Below are 21700 nucleotides of genomic sequence, written 5' to 3' on the forward strand. Positions count from 1 at the left end.
GCCACGTGACCCTCGCCGCGCTCAGCCGCGCGCCGCCCTGTTGGCCCCGGCACGAGCGGCGACCTCCGCGGCATAGCGCGACAGGCCGTCACCCTCTCGGAGGAAGAGGCGAGGTACGACCAGTTCACACTCCAGCAGGACGGGGGCTCCCAGATCACCCGGCAGCGCGTCGACACGGGCGAAGAGCAGCTCTCCATAATGCTCGGTGAGTGTGTTCACGACGTGGGCCGCCCAGTCCAGCTCCGCGCGCTTCGGTGTGACAGCGACGATCGTTCCTCCGAAGAGTTCGTGGGCGAACCAGCCGTCGTCGGCGACACGTTTGTGGACGGCATGACTGAAACCACCCCCCAGGAAGATGTAGGAGGTTTCTCCGGCGCTGAGGATTCCAGGCAGGAAGGGCTGTACGCCGATGGTGCGCTCGGCGAGCAGTTCCTCGAACAGCAGCTCCGCCTTCCCGTCGTCGGGCAGCAGGTGATGGTCCTCCCCCCGCCGGTCGGCGACCTTTCCAGTGCTCGCCCGGAATGTTCGCCAGGATCGCGAGGAGACGGCGGGCTTCACCACGACGTCCTCCCAGCCCTCGGCTGCCATCACGTCCGTCAGACTGCCGGGAGTGCCGCGCTGGAGCCATCTGGTCGGCACGGTGGCGATGCCCGCGCTTTCCAGCATCGGAATGTAGACGGACTTGTCGTACCCGCTGGGAATCAGTGTGGACGGGTTGACGAGGACCCCGGGGCCGCTGATTTTCTCGATATGGCGGCCAAGCCCGGAGACCCGTTCGGCGAAGTCGTCGTGCTTCTGGAAGCCGCGGCACATTCTAAGGTTGACCAGGTCAAAGCTCGCCCAGTCGGTACTGTCCATATCGTCCAGATGGACAGGGACCGCGGAGACTCCCCGCTCTTCCAGGGCCTCGGCCACCTCTGGGAATTCATCATGGGTCTGCCCCAGATGCACGTAGGCGACTTTCGTTGTGAGGGGCATGCGAACATTCGCCTTTCGTGAATTTCTGACTTGCCTGGCTTCGAATGAAGGGAAACGCGTGAGGAGACTGATCCGTCGTTGACTCAGCGGGGGGCGACGCGGACGGCCACGGCCCGGCGATGACGACGGTCAGCCGATTCGCGCTCATGTGCCGTCACCGCCGACGGGCTATTCCGGGTGCACAGCACCGAGCTTCTCCTGCGACGCGAATCTTTTGCGGTGCCGACGTCGCCGCACGGCGGTGTCCGCGGCGTCGACCGCGTATCCAGCGATGATCAGCAGGGCCAGGGCGTGGGTACGCAATTTCAGCACGAGAGAAAATCGCCGCCACGTGCCGATCGGCAACCTGAGACGTGACTCCCTCGCCTTGCCCAGCCGGATCTCCCGCGGTGAGACGTAGTCGGTCGAGGAGACGTCGACGGTCCTCGTCGGCTCGGCCAGCAAAGCGCGCCAGAGGCGGGGGAAAGGGCGGGTCAGCGATATCTGGCAGTACGTTCCAGCGACCCGCTCGCCGTGCTCGACGCGCCAGCGGGCTCGCTCCGCCAAGCCCGCCTGCATGCGTCCCTGCCAGCGACGAACCGATGCGACGGGAAGCCAGCCCCAAATAGGGGCGTTCGAGTAGAACAGCCGGCGCTCACAGAATTTTCGACTGGCGGCCGTCCTGCGATCCTCAAGGGCGCTGTGGCCACCGGTGGCGCTCAACCAGTGACACCAGCGGGTCCTGGCGGTGCCGTTGGACCAGATCACCAGAAGATCGAGCATGTGGGAGAGCAGGAAGAAGCGCGGATCGGCTATCGCCGGGGTGTACTTCTCGCGGACCATGTTCCGGATAATGAGCCAGTCCTGGTATGTGCTTCTGTTGACTCGCCTTATGTATCGGGTGTCCAGGCGGCCTTCCTTGAGATCCCTTTCGATGATGTTCGCCAAATGCCATGAGGTCTGGCACGACTGGCCGATTCCCTGACTGTAGTACGCGTCGATGATCGAGGAGGCGTCACCCACCATCGCATAGCGCCTCGGGTGTATGAACGTGTCGGTCAAATACTGCACGTTGCGATACGACCGGAACTCGAGCAGCGTCTCCTCGGAGAGAACTCCGTCGAAAACAGGGTAGCGGCGGATTATCTCCCAGAATTTATCGCGGGGAGTCTTTCCCGGCGGCTGGCACCTTTGGTCGTACGTGACCCCCACGCTTACGCGTTGCCCGGAGAGGCGGATGATCCAGATCCAGTATCCTTCACCCCACAGGTGCAGGGTGTACAGATCGCGGCGACTCGAAGCCCCGTCCGGGTCTTGATAGCGCCACAGGGGTTCGAACATCTCCTCTTCGAGCCCGGAGAACTGACCCCAGAGAGCCGTCGTCTGGAAGCCGTCGACGAGTTCTCGTTTCTCTGCGACATGATCGAGGGAACGCGCCAGCACCCGGTTCCGGCCGGAACAGTCAACGACCCACCGAGCGCGCAGTCGACCGCTCGTGTTCGCTGTGGAATCAGCCCACGAGACCGTGTGGAAGGCACCGTCGGATATGCCCGGGTCGGTAATACGCGCACTGTCCTTGAAATCGATTCCAGGATGGTCGCGCACCACCTTCAAAAGCACGTCCTCGGTTTCCGGACGGCAGATCTGCATATCAACGGTCAACGACCGGAACCACTTCTTGTCGTCGGCCATCCGGTAGAGATAGTGGTCCTCGTGGCTCTCCGAAGGATGCGACACGGTGTACTCCGACAGCGGCGCGATCACCCACTCCGCCGGAGAGTCGAATTCCTTCTTTCCCTCCATGCCGTAAGTGAACCAAACACCGAGCTTGGTAAAGCACTCCTCGTTGAGGAAGTCGTCCAGCTCGCCGACGGTCCGCGCGAAACCGGTGGAGACAAGAAACGACTCCCCAACCTTGAAGCTCCGCTTCTGGCGAACCACGTCGTCGACTATCGTCACTCGCAGACCTCGCTTGGCGAGACTCAGAGCGTTGAGCAGTCCGATGATCCCCGCTCCCATGATGACGACATCCGTCGCCTCCGAAAGCTCCTCCGTACCGCCCATATCGCTGTAACAGTCCCTTCAACCCGGCGCATTGACTTGCCGAACCTCCCGCAGGCGCGGCCGCCGGCAATCGCAGGAATCCTCGGCGCAGTCGTCGGACCTCCTACCATGTCGGCCCGACGCCACAAGCACAGCAAGGTCCGCTTGGAAACGGCTTGAAACAGATTGGGAACGGCACGACCAGGGCGGGTCCACCTGTTTGGACTCATGGCACGGGGCGGGATCAAGTCAGCTACAAGCGGGCCCGGCGGCTTCGGGCGGGGCCGCCCGGCTCGGATCCAGGCGCGGGGGCGGCGCTCCCCTCACCGGATGGCCGGCCTCCGGCACCTCATCGACGACGCCGCCCAGACCGTCCGCGACCGGTGTTCCGAGAACCGGGGCTCCTCGTGCGGGACGCCCTTGAGTTCGTGGAAACCCGGTATGCCGGCCACCGGCGGCGTCCCGCCCCACAGACGGGCGGCCGCCTGCTCACCCGTGAAGATCACCGGCCACTGGTCCGCAGTGCGATGTACGGCCTCCCGAACGCCTCCTGGCCGTACTCCCGCCGCACGGCTGCGCCAAAGCGTTCACGGGTGCCGACCCGATACCCGTGTCGGTCTTCGGCAGCTTTCCGTTTCGGGCCCATTGCCACGCGGTTTGGTAGTGCACCCCGTTCCGGCGAGCCCATTCGGACAGCTTCACGTACTGATAATCCCAGACGAAAACTGAGAGACATTGATTATCTCACCAATAACAGAACGCCCCGGATATTCCGTGAATCACGGAAGCTCAGCCTTCCAGCTGGCGATCAGCGTCCGCTTCCCGATCCTTACCTCCACGTTGTCCTCGGCCGCCCCCAGGGCGGCCCGCAGCGTCTTCGCCTCCTGCCCTCGGTAGACCTGGGACACGATCCACCTGTCAGGCGTGGGCAGGGCCGGCGTGGGAACGTCCCTAGGCCAGGTCACCCGCCGTACCGGGTCGGTGTTCTCATCCTGGTACAGCGTCACCTCAATCGGCGCGGTGAGGTCCAGCTCGCCGGTGGTGCGGACTCGGTCGGTCAGCGCCGAGAGGCGCTGGATGGCGGCGAAGATCCGCTCGTCCTCCACCAGCGGCCCCCCCTCCAGCCGGGTCTCGTGGACCCCGCCGCCGGAATCCACCACGGTGACGACGCTGAAAGGCTGGTCGCTCGCCCCTCCGGTACGGTCGATCGTGCCCTCCCGCCACGCCAGGAGCGCGACGAGCTCGGACCTCAGATCACGCAGCTCGGCCGTGGAGAGCCGGACGACGACCAGTTCCCCGTCCCTCAGCGAGACGGCCCGCCCGTCCTCGCCGACGCGCAGCCTGTCACCTCCGACACACGTCATCGGACCGCAGCTCAAGAACCGGATCACGGGGTCGCCCGGTGCCCAGGCCGGCTTGGCGCTCTCGGCGGCCTTGCCGGTCTCGGCGGTCTTACTGGTCTCGGCGGCCTTGCCGGTCTCGGCGGTCTTACTGGTCTCGGAGCAGCCGGCCAGGAGGAGGGCGGCGGCCAACAGGAAGCGGATCACAGCATTGGAACGGACCAGGCGTCCATCCGGTTCACAAGAACGTCGGCCTGTCACAGGCGAGCTGGAACCGGCCCGCTCCGCCCACCTCGTCGTCGCGATCGGTCCCACGCGCTCGCCGGCCGATCCAGCCAACCCTCGCCAGGTGACCGGCCTCCGGCACCTCGTCGACGACGCCGACCGCGACGGGATTCAGAAAGTGGATCGCCCTCAACGAGCCGGCCGGCTCCGACCTCACCGGCGAGAGCGTCAGGACCGTACCCCGCCGTTGACCGGAGTGACTTCCGCTCCCCGGGCGGGGACACCGGGTGAAGACCGTCAGGACCGGGCGGCCTGGGCGGTTTCCCTGGCCCAGCGGTAGTCGGCCTTGCCCGCCGGGGAGCGGACCATCTCGTCGACGAAGGCGAAGGTCCTGGGCACCTTGTAACCGGAGAGCTTCGCCCGGCAGTGCGCGTCGAGGTCCTCCACCGAAGGGGTCGTGCCGGGACGGAGTTCGACCACCGCGGCGACCCGGCTGCCCCAGCGCTCGTCGGGGATGCCGGTGACGACCGCGTCGAAGACCGCCGGGTGCCCCTTGAGCACCGCCTCGACCTCCTCGGGGAACACCTTCTCACCGCCGGTGTTGATGCAGACCGAACCTCGCCCGAAGATCGCGATGGTACCGTCCTCCTCGACCTGGCCCATGTCGCCGGTGAGCAGCCAGCGCACGCCGCCTGAGTCGGTCACGAAGGTCTTGCCGGTCTTGTCGTCGTCCTTGTAGTAGCCGGAGGCGATCCGGCCGCTCCTGGCGACCATGCCCAGCTCACCCCCGCCGGGCTTGACCGGCTCCAGCCTCTCGTTGAGCACGGCCAGGTTGACCGCGACGTTGGCCTGGAAACGCTGGCCCGACTCGGGCGAGGAGCCGGGGATCGCCGAGGCGGTGTATCCGGACTCGCTGGACCCGAAGTTGTCCAGGATCATCCTGCCGGGCAGCAGTTCCGCCAGGCGGTCGCGGAGGGAGCCGGTCAGGATGGCGCCGGTGGAGCTGAGCACGAACAGCGACGACAGGTCGTAGCCGCCGCCCTCGAGCTCGTCGATCAGCGGACGGGCCATCGCGTCGCCGGTGATGTTGATCGTCAGGACCCCCTCCCGCTCGATCGCGCGCAGTACCTCGGCCGCGTCGAACTTGCGGACGTAGACCATGGTTCCGCCCATCCACCAGGTGATGAAGGTGGCCATCTGGGCCGCGCCGTGCATCAGCGGGGCCGCCGCCAGCATGGTGACAGGTCCGGAGGCCACAGCCGCCTCGATCACCTCCTCCGGCGTGGCCCGCGGCTCCCCACCCGGATTGCCGCCGCCGAAGGCGAAGAACAGGTCCTCGACCCGCCACATCACGCCCTTGGGCATGCCGGTCGTGCCACCGGTGTAGATGATGTAGACGTCGTCGCCGGACCGCGCGGGGAACCCCCGCTCCGCTGACCCGGCCGCCAGCGCCTCCTGGTACGGCACCGCCGTCTCGACCCCGGACGGCCCGCCCACCGCGATCAGGTGCCGGAGCCGCGGGACCTGTGGGGCGGTGGCCGCCACCCGGCCGTCGAACTCCACGTCGAACAGGAGCGCCACGATGTCGGAGTCCTGGTAGAGGTAGAGCAGTTCGGCCTCGACGTAACGGTAGTTCACGTTGATCGGCACGGCCCGGATCTTGAGCGCGGCCAGCATCCCCACCAGGTACTCGACGCCGTTGTAGAGGTGGATGCCCACGTGCTGCCCGGCCGAGACGCCCCGGTCGAGCAGATAGTGCGCGAGCCGGTTGGCCTCCGCGTCCAGTTCCGCGTAGGTCCGGCGATCATCGCCGCAGATGGCGGCGGTGCGGTCCCCAACCGCGTCCACGATCCCCTCGAACAGATCTGCGTGGTTGAACTCCATGGGCCCTCCTGGGGGGATCAGGGTCTGTCGCTGCCGACCATCCACATCGCGAAGAACTGGGCGCCTCCCCCGTACGCGTGCCCGAGGGCCCGCCTGGCGCCGTCCACCTGGTGCTCCCCCGCCATCCCCCTGACCTGGAGCGCCGCCTCGGCGAACCGGATCAGCCCGGAGGCGCCGATCGGGTTGCTCGACAGCACGCCGCCCGAGGCGTTCCACGGAATGTCGCCGTCCAGCGCGGTCGCCCCGGACTCGGTGAGCTTCCAGCCCTCCCCCTCGGTGGCGAAACCGAGGTTCTCCAGCCACATCGGCTCGTACCAGGAGAAGGGCACGTACACCTCCGCCACGTCGATCTCCCTGCGCGGGTCGGTGATCCCGGCCTGCCGGTAGACGTCCGCCGCGCAGTCCTTGCCACCCTGCGGGTTCACCGTGTCGCGGCCCGCGCGGAAGATCGGCTCGGAGCGCATCGCGGTGCCGAGGACCCAGGCCGGTGTGCTGTCGGTGAGCTTGTCGGCGGCGGACAGCACCATCGCGCAGGCACCGTCGGAGGACGGGCAGGTGTCGAGATAGCGGATCGGCTCCCAGAGCATCGGGGTCGACTCGACCATCTTCAGGTTGATCCCGGGGATCCTCAGATGGGCATACGGGTTCTTCAGGGCGTTCTGCCGGTCCTTGACGGCCACCAGGTGGCCGATGTGCTCGGGGGCGCCGGAGCGGCGGATGTACTCGCGGATGTGCGGGGCGAAGTAGCCGCCCGCACCGACGACCAGCGAGGCGCTGAACGGCTGGTGGGTGGAGAGCGCCCAGGTCGCGTTGGACTCCGACTGCTTCTCGAAGGCCACCACCAGCACCCGGTCGTGCACGCCGCCCTGGATCAGCGAGGCACCGACCAGCGCGGTGGAGCCGCCGACCGAGCCCGCGGTGTGGACCCGCATCATCGGCTTGCCCGCGGCGCCCAGCGCGTCGGCCAGGTACGCCTCGGGCATCATCACGCCCTCGAACAGGTCGGGCGCCTTACCGATGACCACCGCGTCGATGTCCTTCCAGGTCAGGCCCGCGTCCTGGAGAGCGCGCAGGGCCGCCTCGCGGACCAGGCCGGCGATGGAGACGTCGTGCCGCTTGGTCGTGTAGCGAGTCTGACCGACACCGATGACCGCGCAGGGGTTACTCATGGTCGCTCACCGCTCCTCGCTCACTCCGCGGACCACTTGCTTCGCGGCGCGGCCCACTCCGCTCACTGCGTCGGGTTCGCTCCATTCTCAGGCCTCCATCACGGTGACGAGGTTGTGCTGGAGGCAGGGGCCGCTGGTGGCGTGTCCGAGGGTGCGGCTCGCGGTGCCGTCCAGGATGTGCCGGGCCGCCTCGCCGATCCTGATGAGGCCGGTGGCCATGACCGGGTTGGCCGCGAGGGGGCCGCCGCTCGGGTTGACCCGGGTGCCCTCGGGAAGCTCCAGCGCCCGGCGCAGGATGATCTCCTCGTGGCTGAACTGGGCGTGCAGCTCGGCCACCTCGACGTCACCCTTGCCGACCCCCGCCGCTCGTGCGGCGTCCGCGGCGGAGGCCGACCGGGCGAGATCCCGCATGCCCAGGTAATGGGGTTCTATCCGGTGCGCGATCCCGGTGATCCACGCGGGGCGCTCGCACAGCTCCCTGGCCAGGTCCCCCGCCGCCAGCACCACCGCGGCGGCGCCGTCGGTGATCGGGGCGATGTCGTACGGCCGCAGCGGCTCGACCTCGGCCCCCTCCCCCGCCGGTTCCGGCAGGTCGAGGGCGTAGGGGTTGGCTCTCCCGTCGGCGCGGCTGCGCCGCACGATCTCGTCCAGCTCGGCCCGCTCCGCCCCGGTGGCCGACGCCTGGAGCGCGGCGAAGGAGACCTGGTCCAGGCCGAGGGGGGCCAGGTAGTACGGGTCCAGCTGGAGCGTCATGATCTCCCGCAGGTCCCCCTGGGAGGACTTGCCGAAGCCGTAGACCAGGGCCGAGTCGACGTCGCCGTGCTGCAGCCTGACCCAGGCCTCGTACAGCGCCCAGGCCGCGTCCATCTCGACGTGGCTCTCCGAGATCGGCGGCCAGGCGCCGAGCGCGTCGAGCGCGGAGACGAAGGAGAACGGGGCGCCCGCCAGGTAGTCACACGACCCCGAGCAGGTGAAACCGAACTTCCGCAGCCCCGTGGCGGCCCTGACCGTCTCCAGCGGGGGCAGGATGAGCTCGGACTCGCTCTGTCCCTCGTCGACGGCGCTGTGCCTGGTCTGCGCGAACGCGACGATCGCTATCTCACGCATCTACAGCTCCACGTCCGGCTCGCCGGTGGGGGCGAACCACTTGATGTTCGACATGGACATCGTCCGCTCCTCCTCGGGCACCCACACGGCCCGCACCCGCATGCCCTGGCGCACCTCGTGGGCCGCGATCCCGCCGACCAGGGCGATCATCGGGATGTCGGCGCCGTCGAGCTGGATGTAGGCCGAGACGAACGGCACCTCGGGGGCGCGCGGGTCGGGCAGGTTGTTGATGGCGAAGGTGGTGATCGTGCCGGTGTCGGGGACGACCACCTCCTCGGTGATCGAGACTCCGCACTCGGGGCAGGACAGCCGGTAGGGCACGTAGACCTTGTGGCAGGTGCCGCACCGGCAGCCGATGAAGACGCCCTCGGCGACGCCCTGCAGGAATCGGGCCAGCGCCAGGCCTGGCCGGAGCGAGTACTCGACGCGGACCTCGGAGACGATCCTGGTGACCTCGGGAACGAAGCTCTCGATGTCGGTGATGTGCCCGGTGCGCTCGGCCCGCCAGCGGGGGCGTACCCGCAGCCCGGGGCGCATGGCCTTGACGTCTCCCGCGTCCACCGCGTGCACCAGTGCGGTGTCGGCTCCGTCCAGCCGGATCAGTGCCCAGGCGAACGGCCGGTCCAGCGGGTGGCCCTTCCTCGGGGTGTTCACCCACGCCCAGCTCTCGACGGTCCCGGCCGGCCCGACCTCGACGAACTCCTCGGTGACGGCATCGCCGGTGTCGGGGTCGTACTCCAGCGGCGGCACCAGTGTCCGCCCGGCCGCCGTACGGACCCCGACGACGCGTCCGTCCCGCAACTCGGTGAGAAAGCGTCCGATCACCGGTCCCGTCGTACGCGTGTATCCGCCGGGGAACTCCAGCGCGTGCCGAGCCCGCAGGGTCGTTGGATCGCTAGATGGCACGTTCGTGTCCCTCCCAGTACGGGTCACGTAGCTTGCGTTTGAGGAGCTTGCCGTTGGGCTCGCGGGGCATCTCGCCGATGAAGTCGACGGACTTGGGCCACTTCATCTTCGACAGGCGGCCTCTCAGCGATTCGATGAGCTCGGCGGCCAGCTCGGGCGAGGGCATCACTCCCGGGGCCGGCTCGACCACCGCCTTGATCTGCTCGCCCCACTCCTCGTCGGGGATGCCGAACACGGCCACGTCGCCGACCTTGGGGTGGACCATCAGCTCGTTCTCGATCTCGGCCGGGTAGATGTTGGCCCCACCGGAGATGATCATGTCGGCCTTGCGATCGCAGAGGAAGAGGAAGCCCTCCTCGTTCAGGTAACCGATGTCACCGACGGTGAAGTGGTCCTGCAGCCGGCCGGCCTCGGTCTTCTCCTGGTCGCCCTTGTACTCGAACCTGACGCCCATCATCTTCATGTAGATGGTGCCGGGGGTCCCGGTCGGGACGGGCTCCATGTCCTCGTCCACGATGAGCAGCTCGCTGATCGGCCAGGCGGTGCCGACGGTGCCGGGATGTTTCTTCCAGCCCTCCGGGGTGGCGATGGTGCCGCCGCCCTCGGTCGCCGCGTAGTACTCGTAGATGCAGTCGCCCCACCACTCGAACATGGCCCACTTGACCGGGACCGGGCAGGGGGCCGCGGCGTGGATCATCCATTTGAGGGAGGAGAGGTCGTATCGGGACTTCACCTCGTCGGGGAGCGCGAGCAGGCGCTTGAAGTGGGTGGGGACCATGTGCGAGTTGGTGACGCGGTACCTCTCGCAGAGCCGGAGCGTCTGCTCGGCATCCCACTTGTCCATGTAGACGAGCGTGTGCCCCATCTGCAGGGCCGTCCCGCCGAACTGGGTGACGGCCGTGTGGTAGTTCGGCGAGGTGACCAGGTGGACGTTCTCCTTGCCCGGCGTGATGCCGAACAGGGCGAGCAGGAAGGTCATCAGCTCGGCGGCGTCGTCGGGGTCCATGCCGTTGAGCGGGCGGCGCACGCCCTTGGGCTTGCCCGTGGTACCGGAGGTGTAGTGCATGGTGGCACCCGCCGTACGGTCGGCGGGTGCGGTGTCCGGCTGCCCGTCTGTCAGCTCCGAGGCGGGCCGCACCCCGTCCACCCGGCCGAACGCGAAGACGCGGTCCCCGGCGATGCCCGAGGAGGTCACACCGCGCAGGCCCTCGGTGGCGTGGCGCTCGTCTATGAAGAAGGCCCGCGCCTCGCTGTCCGCCACGATGTAGCCGATCTCGGGACCGGTGAGGTGCCAGTTGATCGGGGTGTAGTACCACCCGGCCTGCAGGGCGGCCAGGTAGAGGACCAGCCCGTCGGAGCCGTTGGGCACGAGCCCGCAGATGCCGTCGCCCGTCTTCAGCCCGAGCTCTCTCAGTCCGTGGACGAGGCGGTTGGCACGGGCGAGGAGGTCACCGGCGCGATGTTCCGTGCCGTCGGGATCAACGGCGGCCACCCACTCGGGGTCCGCCTGCGCCAGTCTCCAGAAACCGAGCGTACCCATCGGAAATCCTCTCTGTCGAAAGGCCCCGGCTCGCCGGAGTGAATCATGTTCTCTTTATGGCGACAAGCCCTGGCAGAACGGGGTAAATAGAACAGGAATCTGTTCTTGTACGCATGGGCAGACTAACCCCAGGAGGCACACCTAGCAAGCGCTTGATAAGCACTCTGACTCCCGGATGGACCTTGACCATTTCACGATGACCCGGCCCCCTGGAAGGCGCCCGGGGAAGACTTCTCACGGCCGGGCGGCCTGGCGGTGCGGACCGCGCCGGATCTAGGATTGCCTACCAAGCGCTTGGTAAAGTAACGGAGGTCTTCCCGTGGAACTTCTGCCGATCAGCACGCCACACTGCCGGATCGAGCGCGACGGTCATGTCGTCGTCGTCACCCTGGACCGGCCCGAGGCGAAGAACGCGCTCTCGTCGGACATGCTGGTCGGCCTGGCCGACGCCTGGGCATACGTCTCCGACGAGCCCGAGGTCCGCGTCGCCGTCCTGACCGGCGCGGACGGGACGTTCTGTGCGGGCGCCGACCTCAAGGCCATGGGCACTCCTTCGCAGGACCCCCGGGTCAGGGAGCGGGCCGCGGCCATCCCCGACTTCCACTGGAAGGGCCTGCTCCGCGATTCGGACGCGCTGCCGACCAAGCCGATCGTCTGCGCGGTCGAGGGGTACGCGGTGGCCGGCGGCACCGAACTGCTGGTCGGCACCGACCTGCGGGTGATCGCCGAGTCCGCCACCCTCGGCCTCTTCGAGGCCCGCCGCGCGCTGTTCCCGATGGGCGGCTCGGCGATCCGGCTCCCGCGCCAGATCCCGTACGCCTTCGCCATGGACATCCTGCTGACCGGCCGTGCCGTCACCGCGCAGGAGGCGCTGAGCATGGGCCTGGTCAACCGTGTCGTCCCCGACGGGCAGGCGCTGGCCGTCGCGCTGGAGATCGCCGCGCAGGTCGCCGAGTGCGGCCCGCTCGCCGTCCAGGCCATCCTGCGCACCTACCGCGAGACCCTGGGCATGCCCGAGGCCGAGGCACTCAAGGTCTCCGACGGCATCGGCTGGCCGGTCATCGGCTCGGCGGACGCCAAGGAGGGCTCCCGCGCCTTCCGCGAGAAGCGCCCGGCCGTCTACCGGGGAGAATGAACCACCCACGGTGCTCGCGGGCCGCCTGAACGGTGAGATCGCCGAGGCGCCGAAAGCCCTCATACGGAAGAGGGGACGCCCGGCGGGCGCCCCCTCTCATCGGTTCATCGCGGATCGCCGCGGCTCGGTTCAGCTGAGCGCGTCGGCCAGGTCGCGAAGAGCCTTGATCAGCGCGGCCTGCGCGCTGTCGGCGGCGTTGAGCTGGTTGGAGACAGCCCTCAGCTGCGCCACGGCGGCGTTCTTCTGCGGACCGTCCTTGAACTTCTCAGCCCGGTCGACGAACTTCTGCACGTTGTCGGCGGTGTTCTTCTTCATCGTGCCGGTACGCAGCGCCTGCGCGTAGTACGCCCGGACGACCTCGAAACTGGGCGCCCACGTGATCTTCGGCTGGGTCTGCGGGTTGAACGTGTCGAAGCGCACCAGGGCCGCGGCGTCGATCTCGGCCTTGTCCAGGTGCGCACTCGGCGTCAGCGCGAGCACGTCGAACCCACGGGCGATCTCGCTGCCGTAGACGTGGCCGTTGTAGTAGTAGCTGGACCAGACACCACCGGTGAGCAGCGAGGTCGCGCTGACCGGACCGCGGTCGAAGAAGGCGATCTCCTTCGGGTTGGCCGAGTCGGTGAAGTCGAAGGCCGAGATGCCGCCCTGGTACCAGGCCTGGACCATGATGTCGCGTCCGGGCACGGGGACGAGCGACCCGTTGTGGGCCACACAGTTCTCCTGGTTGACCTGAGGCACCGGGAGCTTGTAGTAGCTACGGAACTGCATCTTGCCGTCGACGATGTCGAAGATGGCGTTCGCGCCCCACGAGGGCTCGTCGGTCGTCCGGCAGCGCGCACCGGTGCCGCCACCCCACTCGTCGGTGAAGACGATCTTCGTCCCGTCGTTGTTCAGGGTCGCCGAGTGCCAGTAGGCGAAGTTCGGGTCGGTGACCTCGTCCAGCCTGACCGGGTTGGCCGGGTCGGAGATGTCGAGCAGGAGGCCGTTACCGGCGCAGGCCGCCGCGGCCAGGCCGATCTCCGGGTAGGCGGTGATGTCGTGGCAGTGGGTCGTGACCGGCTGCGGCGACCAGGTCGAGCCGGACGGGTGCCGGGGCGCGGGCGGGGTGTTCTGCAGGCCGTTGATCGCACCGGTCTCCCGGTCGGTGAACAGACGGGGCCGGCTCACGATCGCCGCGTTCTGCGGCGCGGCCAGCGGCACCTTGATGATGTCGATCCGCCACTGCGCCGTGTTCGGGTCCGTCGCGGCCCCGTTGACGCAGCCGGCCAGCTCGCTGCCCGAGCGGATGCTGGAGGTGCCCGAGACGTAGACGTAGACGTTGTCCGGGTCGTCCTTGCTGGTCACCAGCGACTGGGTGTGCGATCCACGGCAGGTCTGGACCGCCGCCACCTGCACCGGGTGCTGGACGTCGCTGACGTCGAAGATCCGGACGCCCCGGAACCTGTCGGGGTTGACGGTGCCGCTGGCACCCTGGGTACCGCAGTCGAGCCGTCCGCGCGTCTCCTCGACCGCCATGAACAGCAGGTTGCCGTGGACCGACATGTCACCCTGTCCACCCGGGCAGACCACCGAGGTGGTCAGGGTCGGATTCGCGGGGGTGGAGATGTCATAGATGTTGAAACCGTGGAAGTTACCCACGAAGGCATGGTTGCCGCTGAACGCCATGTCCGAGTTGGCGTACGAAAGATTGCCGACGTTCGTCGGCTGGAAGAACCCCTCCGGCTTGTCCCGGTGCGCCAGGAGCTGCAGACCGGCACTGGCCTCCTGTGCGTCCAGCCATCCAGCACCGAGACCGATCCGCGGATCGACGTCGGCCGCTACGGCCGTGGCGGGCAACATCCCGACCACGACCGCCCCCGTAGCGATCATCACCCCTAGCTTGCTCAACCCGGCACGTCCCCAACGTGCCGCACGGCCCTTACCCATGGGTCGTAGCTCCTTCTCTAATGTCTCCATTGACATGACCCAATGCAGTGCGATACGGGACATAAATGACCCATACCGCACAAGCACCCAAGATCTATGCATCGGCACAAAAACTGTAGGGGAACATCAGAGGATGTGCTATACCCTGCGATATCTATTGATTACGGACTTTCAGCCCAATGAGTCGAAAGCGGATATATATCATGCTCTCGCCATCCCCGCTACGGCGCGTCTTCCCTCTTATGCTTATCGTTACAATTCTCGCGGCGTGCACGTCCGAGGGCTCCGAGCAGACCGCCGAACGCGCCCCCGCGGTCGTGCAGCCGGGCGCCCCCGGGCAGTCAGGCCAGGTGCTCACCGGCGACAAGCTGCCCCAACCCGAGGAGCAGCAGTACACCGAGGCCGACGTACGCTTCATGCAGGGGATGATCCCGCACCACGCGCAGGCCCTGGTGATGGCCGAGCTCGTCTCCACCCGCAGCACGCGCAGGGACCTGTCGCTGCTCGCCGAACGGATCAAGGCGTCACAGCAGGACGAGATCCGGCTGATGCAGGACTGGCTCCGGGCACGCCTCAAGCAGGTGCCGAACGGATCCTCCGGCCACGCGCACGGCGGGATCATGCCCGGGATGCTCACCGAGGCGCAGCTCACCGAACTGGAGAAGGCGAGCGGCGCCGAGTTCGACAAGCTCTTCGTCCAGTTCATGATCCGCCACCACACGGGCGCGCTGAGCATGGTGGAGAAACTCTTCGCCGACGGCGGCGGCCAGGAACCCGAGACCTACCGCTTCGCCACCGACGTCGACGCGGACCAGCGCATCGAGATCGACCGCATGCAACAACTCCTCGCCCAAATGGGCGGCACCCCGCTCGAGTAACCGTTCACCGACCGTCCCGAGGATCGCCGAATGCCGGTGGCTCACTGCACAGCGGAAATAACGGCTACTGAGCGGTTGCTGTATGCGTGGTATTTCCGGATTTCACACCACGGCCGGTGGGTGAGTGAGCACCGACGCGAGCCTCGCCGCCGCAGTGGCGGCAGATGACCATCGCGTCGAGGGGCTCGCCGCAGGAATGCTGCCAGCGGACCGGGGGGTCGTCGGGATGCAGGTGGCGGTCGCCCCACCTCATGAGCGTGATCAGGACGTCGCACAGTTCGACGCCCGCGGGCGTGAGGTGGTACTCGAAGCGTACGGGGTGGTCGCTGTAGCGCTCCCGCCGGACGATCCCGGCCGCCTCCAGCTTGCGCAGCCGGGCGGTGAGGATGTCGCGGGAGGCTCCGGTGTTGAGCACGATGCCGTCGAACCGCCGCACGCCGTGGCTGAGCTCGCGGATCACCAGCAGGCTCCACCGCTCGCCGACCAGGTCCAGGGTGTCGGCGATGGAGCACTCGCGCGGCTGAGCCTCCTTTGGCATGCCGTGCAGTTTAGCCGCCTCGGCCGCCGTTCCCACCGGCCCCGATCGGCTCATCGCTCAGCGCCTTTCGGGTCCGGTGCCGCCGGTCGGCGGGGCGAGGTCACACATCCCGCGGCCGACCCGTCACCAGGCGGAGCTGCCTGGCGGAGCCAAGATGATCCCCGTCAGGACCCCAGGCGTCGATCCGCTCTTCGATCCAGCCGTCGGCGCCCGCCTGATGCGTACGGGCGTGCAGGAGTACCCACGGTGACTCCGCCCGCGCGAGCCCGGCACCCGGCCGTACGGTGAACTCGACGGTGGGAATGGGCAGCATCTCCCGCAGGACCGCGGAGTAGGACGGCGCCAGCCCGTCCATCAGCAGGATCAGGCGATGCGCGTCCGGCGGCTCGGAGTCCTCCACCAGGCGGATCCAGGCGATCAGCTCGGCCTCGGTCCCGCCCGCGTAGGGACGGTCCGGCCCCACGGCACGGATCTCCATGGACGTGGAGATGGCCACGAACTCGGGCGGGATCGTGAAGACCTCGCAGTCCTCCGGTCTCGGCACGGCCGGCGCGGCGGGCGAGACGACCGGCCAGGAGGCGCGACCGGGGGACCCGAACGTCGCCGAGGCGTCGACATGGACGCCCTGCTCCGTCGTCGCCCGGCCCGCGAGCGAGGAGAGCGTACGGCCGGAACGCACCGGCGAGACCTCGACGCGGAACCCTCCGTGGAGGGGGCGGTGGTAGCGCGCCGTACTACTCTGCAACAGCGTGCCCGGCGCCTGCTCCCCCATCGCCGCCGTCAGCAGCGCGAGGGTCAGGCCACCGTGAACACCGCCGAAACCCCACAGGTGCTTTCCCGGATCGACGAGGTCGCCCACCGGCTCGCGCAGCAGGACACCCGGCGCGACGGCACCGTCCATCCGCGTTGGGATCACAAATTCTCCCAGAGGGTTGGATTTTCCAACTAACTCGACCCTGGAGACCGTAACAGCAGTTAGTTTGAAAACACAACTCTCTGGTGATGGGGCAACGGCCGCCATGGTCGGGTCCGTCCGGTAACGGGACACCTCTTTATCGCACGGCTTCGTCCCCGACCCGGCCGATCAGCATCGCCACGCGGACGTGTTCGGTCCCGGGCTGCTCCCGCATCCGGATCGGCCCGCCTCGCGCTGTCGCGCGGGTGGGCCGACCGCCCTTGCGGAACCTGCCCGGCGGACGGATTCCCCGCTGGACGAAGGTCCCCGCGCGGATTCCTCCGGGACCCGGCTGGATAGGCTTCGGCCAAGCCGTTCGCGAGCGGATCGGCCGCGGTCGGGTCGACAGCGATCCGGGAGGTCTCATGGCATACGACGTGGCAGCCGTACGGGCGCATTTCCCCGCCCTCGACGAGGGCGCGGCGCACTTCGACGGGCCGGGAGGCTCGCAGGTTCCCGAGCAGGTGGCGGACGCCGTGGCCGGCACCCTGCGGGCCGCCGTCGCCAACCGCGGCGCCGGAACCGCCGCCGAGCGCCGGGCCGACCGCATCGTGGCCGAGGCACGCCAGGCGATGGCCGACCTGCTCGGCGGTACGCCGACCGGCATCGTGTTCGGCCGGAGCATGACGCAGCTCACCTACGACATGGCCCGCACGCTCGCCAAGGGGTGGCGTCCCGGTGACGAGGTCGTGGTCACCAGGCTGGACCACGACGCGAACATCCGGCCCTGGACGCAGACCGCCGAGGCACACGGGGTCACCGTCCGCTGGGCCGACTTCGATCCGGAGCGCGGCGAGCTGGACGTCACCGCGATCACCGGCCTGCTCACCGAGCGCACCCGGCTGGTGGCCGTCACCGCCGCGTCGAACCTGCTGGGCAGCCGGCCGGACATTCCGGCGATCGCCGAGCGGGTACACGCGGCCGGAGCGCTGCTCTACGTCGACGGCGTGCACCTGACGCCGCACAGCCCGGTCGACCTTCAAGGGCTCGGCGCCGACTTCTACGCCTGCTCGCCGTACAAGTTCCTCGGCCCGCACCTGGGCGTGCTCGCCGCCGACCCCGCGCTGCTGGAGACCCTCCGCCCGGACAAGCTGCTCCCCTCCAGCGACGCGGTGCCGGAACGCTTCGAGCTGGGCACCCTCCCCTACGAGCTGCTCGCCGGTACGACGGCGGCGGTCGACTTCCTCGCCGGTCTCGTACCTGGCGAAGGCCCCCGGCGCGAACGCCTGGCCCGCTCGATGGCCGCGCTGGAACGCCATGAGGAGGCCATGCTCGGACGACTCGACGCGGGCCTCGCCGAGATCGGCGAAGTGACCTCGTACGGCACGGCGTCACGCAGGCGTACCCCCACGACGCTGTTCTCCATCGGCCACGTCAGGCCGGCCGACGCCTACCTGTCCCTGGCCGAACGCGGCGTCAACGCGCCCGCCGGCACCTTCTACGCGCTGGAGTGCTCCCGCCGCCTGGGCCTCGGCGACACCGGCGCGATCCGCGCCGGAATCGCGCCGTACACCGACGAATCCGACGTGAACCGGCTACTGAAGGGCATCCACGAGCTGACCCGACAGGTCTAGTGCTCCAGTGACACTTCGCGATCTTGAGGGGTCGGGCTCACATGGCGACGGCCACCGCGCGATCCTTCGTCGTCGATCGGCTGGGCCCCGGGGGCGTGCTGATCGTGGATGAGACCGGCTTCGTCAAGAAAGGCACCCGGTCGGCGGGGGTACAACGGCAATACAGCGGCACCGCGGGCCGGATCGAGAACTGCCGGATCGGCGTGTTTCTGGCCTATGCCCACACCGCGCCGGGCTGCACGTGATGACAAGGGCACAGCCTTTCGCTCGAGAGCACGGCGGCGGTCTCCGCCTGGCCGCTCCGCGGTTCCCTCTGCCCGGCTGTTGCCAATCACCGGCCTGCCATCGGGTGAATAAATCGGTTGCGGCTCGACAAGTGATCACATAGCTTGCGATCGGCATCGTCGAATCCGTCGTGAGGACACCCGCGTGACCCCGCCCGCTCTCTCCGCCTGACACCTTTCCAAAGCGCTTCGTCACCGACTCCGTCGGTACTACCGGGCTGTCCCGTTCCTGCGTGCCGCAACTGGCGGCTCTGCCGGGACCCCCGGCTCTTCAGCGTTTCAGGCCGTGTGACCACGGCCTTCGTCAGGTCAGAGAGATCATGTCTTCACAACCCCATAGAGATCATTCCGTGCTGTCCTGGACCGTACGGCGGACTCGCCTGCCCCTACTGCGCTTCCACTGCCTGGAGTGCCGCTCGGCGGTGGCCACCGTCGCGGAGGGCAAGTTCCGGGTGAACGCCAACGGCAAGCTTCTCGACGTGTGGCTTCTCGTCCGCTGTGTCTCCTGCGATCAGACCTCGAAGATCACCGTACGCGAGCGAGTCCCGGTTCGCTCCATTGATCCCGTCCAGCTCCACGCGTTCGAAACCAACGATCCGGCGCTCGTCATCCAGACGCTCCTGGACCCGTTGATCTCCCGGCGCAACCGGTTCAGCCTTGACTGGAAGGACGCATGGCGTCTGCATACGTCACCACCGCATCCGCCGGCGGACCCGAGCTGGCCGATCCGGGTGGAGGTCGAGTTCCTTGACCCCGTGCCCATCCGCCCGGAGCGGCTGATCGCCCACGGCCTCGGCATCAGCCGGAGCGAAACCGAACGCCGGATCAAGTCCGATGTCCGCCTCAACCGCACCACGACCGCGAACTTCACTTTTGTCGTCCTTCCCGCCGCTCAGGGCGGGAGCAGGACGGTGTAGCCGCCCGGATCTCGTGCTGAATCCCTGTCTGCCGGTCGTGGCCGACCCGTCCGTCATCGCCCGCGATCTGTTTCCCACAAGTCGGCGAAGCAGATCGCGGGCGATGACCTCCTCTGCCTCGTGTTCGGAAAACAGCCTTTCTCCGCTGACAGCGGAAACAGCTGATTTCCCGAACACATGCTTGTGGCGCATCCGGTGAGAGGCTCCCGCCGCTGCGATAGAGACTGCCGCGAAATCGCTTCACCCGCAGGTCCGGGTTCGATGTCCACAAGCAACGCCCCGCACCGCAAATGACCTGGTCACGCCCCAAGCGGCAGGCGGGTTCGGCCCGGCGGTGCGGGACGGGCCATGGAGGTGACTCGCCACACCATCTGCCGGGTAGGAGCCTCAGAGGCCGACCGTCTCGTCCGTTTCGGGGAAGGATTTCACCATGTCAGTTGAGTTGAACCACACCATCGTGGCGGCCCGCGACAAGAAGGCGTCCGCCGAGTTCCTGGCAGGCGTCCTGGGCCTTGAGGTCGGGGCCCCCTACGGGCCCTTCATCCCCGTGGCGACCGGCAACGGCGTCACCCTGGACTTCGCCGACAGCCACGAGAAAGAGATCACCACCCAGCACTACGCCTTCCTGGTCTCCGAGAAGGAGTTCGACGCCATCTTCGGACGGATCCAGCAGGCCGGCATCACCTACTACGCCGACCCCTTCCACCGGCAGGTCGGGCAGATCAACCACCACGACGGCGGTCGCGGCCTCTACTTCGAGGACCCGAACCACCACAACCTGGAGATCATCACCCGCCCCTACGGCAGCGGTGGATGACGCAGAGGTGGGTGTTCCGGGCGGCGCACAAAAGCCCGAGACCACCGCGCCCGGACAGGCCGGAGGCCTGAGAACACCAGACGGCGACTGAGACGGCCGCCCGGAACATCCACCCACCGGAGCGCGCACCCTCGGCCGGCCATGGCTCATCGCAGCGGAACCGCGCCGATCAGCGCACGTGGACGCGAGAGTCACCGGAGTCCGTTCTACGATGCGAGAGAGAGGTGGAACGCCGCCCCCCGCGCACCATGAGATGGCGCGTGCCGTTCCGCCAAGGCCGGGCAAGTGTCGAGGTCCCTCCGGCCGAACCTCGACAACGGAGAGCAGGAGCAACGGTGCGCACTTCTGACGGCCCGCCGGAGAGCGGCGGGAAACGGAGCGGGATCACCTCCTCCGCGCTCAGTTCCACCGTTCTGCTGTACTGGCTCCTTGGCCTCACCGTGCTTGTCCTGGTGTCCGGCTACCTGAGCGACAGAGAGAGCCGGCTGGCCCCCTTCCTCATCATCCTGCCCGCCTTCGTCGCCGGGGTGGGGACGGTGCGGCAGACCTTCCTCACCGCCGGATGGGTCGTCCTCGTCGTTACCGGCTCGGTGCTCTACCACCCGTTGCAGCCGGCCGCCAATCTGTCATTGATCGTCTTCTCCGTCGTACTCGGGGGGTTGAGCGTCGCGGGAGGCCGGTGGCGGATCCGCAAGAACGAGGAGATCGCCCGGCTGCGCTCGGCGTCGGCGGCCCTGCAGCGGCAGATCCTGCGCCCGCTGCCGTTGCTCACCGACCAGCTCCTGGTCGACGGGCTGTACGAGCCCGCGGAGGAGGACAGCATGGTCGGGGGCGACGTCTACGAGGTCGTGGCCTCGCCGTACGGCAGCCGGGTGCTCATCGCCGATGTCCAGGGCAAGGGCCTGCCCGCCATCGGCACCGCCTTCGCGGTGCTGGGCGCCTTCCGGGAGGCGGCCTTCCGGGAACCGGCTCTCCCCGCGGTGGTGGACGCACTGGAAAATGCCGTGGTGCGGCACAACGCCTTCGCGAAGCAGGCCGGCGAACCCGAACGCTTCGTCACCGCCCTCGTACTGAGCGTCGACAGCGGATACAAGGCCCAGGCCGTCAACTGCGGCCATGTTCCGCTGTACATCCTGTACGGCGAACGGGTCGGCCCGGTTCTCTTCCGTGATCCGGGCGTCCCCCTGGGGCTGGGCTCCCTCACCTCGCAACCACGTGCCGTCGAATGGTTCGACTTCCCTCCCGGTGCGACCCTGCTGCTCTGCACGGACGGCGTCACCGAGGCCCGTGACCCGTCCGGCGTCTTCTACCCCCTGGAGGACCGCCTGGCCCACTGGCATGACGCCTCCCCCGATCAGGTGGTCGGCACCCTCCAGACCGAACTGCTCCGACACACCCGGGGCAATCTCCGCGACGACGTCGCCGTACTGGCCGTCCGCCGGAACTCCCCCGGCACGCCCGCGACCATCCATTGATCATGTGCACCCGGAACGGAGAGCGCGGCG

At 68.1% G+C, this 21700-nt stretch carries 18 protein-coding genes and 1 pseudogene; 7 read left to right on the top strand and 12 right to left on the bottom strand.

Features of this window, described 5'->3' with window-relative positions:
• Positions 1-21: 21 nt before the first annotated feature.
• The 9 genes from ABZU75_RS10970 to ABZU75_RS11010 form a co-directional block, all read right to left on the bottom strand.
• Entirely contained in the window at positions 22-978 is a 957-nt protein-coding gene (locus tag ABZU75_RS10970; protein WP_355551942.1) for a hypothetical protein, read from the bottom strand.
• 168 nt (positions 979-1146) lie between these two features.
• The gene (locus tag ABZU75_RS10975) at positions 1147-3021 is read right to left on the bottom strand and encodes an FAD-dependent monooxygenase (RefSeq protein WP_355551945.1); all 1875 of its coding nucleotides are present in this window, start codon (positions 3019-3021) and stop codon (positions 1147-1149) included.
• A 758-nt stretch (positions 3022-3779) separates the two neighbouring features.
• On the bottom strand, positions 3780-4547 hold the full coding sequence (locus ABZU75_RS10980; protein WP_355551948.1) for a hypothetical protein: 768 nt from the start codon (positions 4545-4547) through the stop codon (positions 3780-3782).
• Between the two features lie 31 nt (positions 4548-4578).
• Positions 4579-4782, bottom strand: a complete 204-nt coding sequence (locus ABZU75_RS10985) for a hypothetical protein (RefSeq protein WP_355551951.1) — start codon at positions 4780-4782, stop codon at positions 4579-4581.
• A gap of 80 nt (positions 4783-4862) precedes the next feature.
• A complete protein-coding gene (locus ABZU75_RS10990) occupies positions 4863-6449 on the bottom strand; it encodes an acyl-CoA synthetase (protein WP_355551954.1) in 1587 nt (528 codons plus the stop codon).
• A 17-nt stretch (positions 6450-6466) separates the two neighbouring features.
• Positions 6467-7618 carry a thiolase domain-containing protein gene (locus ABZU75_RS10995; RefSeq protein WP_355551957.1) on the bottom strand — a complete coding sequence of 384 codons (1152 nt, stop codon included), beginning with the start codon at positions 7616-7618 and terminating at the stop codon, positions 6467-6469.
• An 87-nt stretch (positions 7619-7705) separates the two neighbouring features.
• On the bottom strand, positions 7706-8725 hold the full coding sequence (locus ABZU75_RS11000; RefSeq protein ID WP_350921023.1) for a thiolase domain-containing protein: 1020 nt from the start codon (positions 8723-8725) through the stop codon (positions 7706-7708).
• Positions 8726-9631: an OB-fold domain-containing protein gene (locus tag ABZU75_RS11005; RefSeq protein WP_355551962.1), complete on the bottom strand. Its 906-nt coding sequence runs from the start codon at positions 9629-9631 to the stop codon at positions 8726-8728. It abuts the gene before it with no gap.
• A complete protein-coding gene (locus ABZU75_RS11010; protein ID WP_355551965.1) occupies positions 9621-11171 on the bottom strand; it encodes an acyl-CoA synthetase in 1551 nt (516 codons plus the stop codon). Before ABZU75_RS11010 ends, ABZU75_RS11005 begins: the two co-directional genes overlap by 11 nt.
• Before the next feature lie 319 nt (positions 11172-11490).
• On the opposite strand from ABZU75_RS11010, the gene ABZU75_RS11015 reads away from it, so the two are divergent.
• Entirely contained in the window at positions 11491-12306 is an 816-nt protein-coding gene (locus ABZU75_RS11015) for a crotonase/enoyl-CoA hydratase family protein (RefSeq protein WP_355551968.1), read from the top strand.
• Between the two features lie 129 nt (positions 12307-12435).
• Here the strand turns inward: ABZU75_RS11015 and ABZU75_RS11020 are convergent, their stop codons facing one another.
• Positions 12436-14175 carry a hypothetical protein gene (locus ABZU75_RS11020; protein WP_355551971.1) on the bottom strand — a complete coding sequence of 580 codons (1740 nt, stop codon included), beginning with the start codon at positions 14173-14175 and terminating at the stop codon, positions 12436-12438.
• Between the two features lie 299 nt (positions 14176-14474).
• On the opposite strand from ABZU75_RS11020, the gene ABZU75_RS11025 reads away from it, so the two are divergent.
• Positions 14475-15110: a DUF305 domain-containing protein gene (locus ABZU75_RS11025; protein WP_355551974.1), complete on the top strand. Its 636-nt coding sequence runs from the start codon at positions 14475-14477 to the stop codon at positions 15108-15110.
• A 64-nt stretch (positions 15111-15174) separates the two neighbouring features.
• Here ABZU75_RS11025 and ABZU75_RS11030 read toward each other — a convergent pair whose 3' ends face one another.
• Positions 15175-15648, bottom strand: a complete 474-nt coding sequence (locus tag ABZU75_RS11030) for a helix-turn-helix domain-containing protein (RefSeq protein ID WP_355551977.1) — start codon at positions 15646-15648, stop codon at positions 15175-15177.
• Positions 15649-15748: 100 nt separating this feature from the next.
• On the bottom strand, positions 15749-16564 hold the full coding sequence (locus ABZU75_RS11035) for a thioesterase family protein (RefSeq protein ID WP_355551980.1): 816 nt from the start codon (positions 16562-16564) through the stop codon (positions 15749-15751).
• Between the two features lie 404 nt (positions 16565-16968).
• Here ABZU75_RS11035 and ABZU75_RS11040 point away from each other — a divergent pair, with 404 nt between their 5' ends.
• From ABZU75_RS11040 to ABZU75_RS11060, 5 genes and pseudogenes are all read left to right on the top strand, one after another.
• Positions 16969-18177, top strand: coding sequence for a cysteine desulfurase-like protein (locus ABZU75_RS11040; RefSeq protein WP_355551983.1), 1209 nt, complete (start codon positions 16969-16971; stop codon positions 18175-18177).
• 65 nt (positions 18178-18242) lie between these two features.
• Positions 18243-18398 (top strand): annotated as a pseudogene (locus ABZU75_RS11045) (transposase); the annotation flags it as partial.
• A 413-nt stretch (positions 18399-18811) separates the two neighbouring features.
• The gene (locus ABZU75_RS11050; RefSeq protein WP_355551986.1) at positions 18812-19378 is read left to right on the top strand and encodes a DUF1062 domain-containing protein; all 567 of its coding nucleotides are present in this window, start codon (positions 18812-18814) and stop codon (positions 19376-19378) included.
• A gap of 430 nt (positions 19379-19808) precedes the next feature.
• Positions 19809-20195 (top strand): VOC family protein, encoded by a 387-nt coding sequence (locus ABZU75_RS11055; protein ID WP_355551989.1) that lies wholly within the window; start codon positions 19809-19811, stop codon positions 20193-20195.
• A gap of 335 nt (positions 20196-20530) precedes the next feature.
• Positions 20531-21670, top strand: a complete 1140-nt coding sequence (locus ABZU75_RS11060; protein WP_355551992.1) for a PP2C family protein-serine/threonine phosphatase — start codon at positions 20531-20533, stop codon at positions 21668-21670.
• Positions 21671-21700: the final 30 nt, after the last annotated feature.

The organism is Streptosporangium sp. NPDC005286 (assembly GCF_040607515.1).
GTDB lineage: Bacteria > Actinomycetota > Actinomycetes > Streptosporangiales > Streptosporangiaceae > Streptosporangium.

Excerpts from the sequence above, each read along its gene's own strand:
- ABZU75_RS10970 (WP_355551942.1), bottom strand. The coding sequence starts at position 978 with ATGCCCCTCACAACGAAAGTCGCCTACGTGCATCTGGGGCAGACCCAT.
- ABZU75_RS10975 (WP_355551945.1), bottom strand. The coding sequence starts at position 3,021 with ATGGGCGGTACGGAGGAGCTTTCGGAGGCGACGGATGTCGTCATCATG.
- ABZU75_RS10990 (WP_355551954.1), bottom strand. The coding sequence starts at position 6,449 with ATGGAGTTCAACCACGCAGATCTGTTCGAGGGGATCGTGGACGCGGTT.
- ABZU75_RS10995 (WP_355551957.1), bottom strand. The coding sequence starts at position 7,618 with ATGAGTAACCCCTGCGCGGTCATCGGTGTCGGTCAGACTCGCTACACG.
- ABZU75_RS11000 (WP_350921023.1), bottom strand. The coding sequence starts at position 8,725 with ATGCGTGAGATAGCGATCGTCGCGTTCGCGCAGACCAGGCACAGCGCC.
- ABZU75_RS11010 (WP_355551965.1), bottom strand. The coding sequence starts at position 11,171 with ATGGGTACGCTCGGTTTCTGGAGACTGGCGCAGGCGGACCCCGAGTGG.
- ABZU75_RS11020 (WP_355551971.1), bottom strand. The coding sequence starts at position 14,175 with ATGATCGCTACGGGGGCGGTCGTGGTCGGGATGTTGCCCGCCACGGCC.
- ABZU75_RS11025 (WP_355551974.1), top strand. The coding sequence starts at position 14,475 with ATGCTTATCGTTACAATTCTCGCGGCGTGCACGTCCGAGGGCTCCGAG.
- ABZU75_RS11030 (WP_355551977.1), bottom strand. The coding sequence starts at position 15,648 with ATGCCAAAGGAGGCTCAGCCGCGCGAGTGCTCCATCGCCGACACCCTG.
- ABZU75_RS11040 (WP_355551983.1), top strand. The coding sequence starts at position 16,969 with ATGGCATACGACGTGGCAGCCGTACGGGCGCATTTCCCCGCCCTCGAC.
- ABZU75_RS11055 (WP_355551989.1), top strand. The coding sequence starts at position 19,809 with ATGTCAGTTGAGTTGAACCACACCATCGTGGCGGCCCGCGACAAGAAG.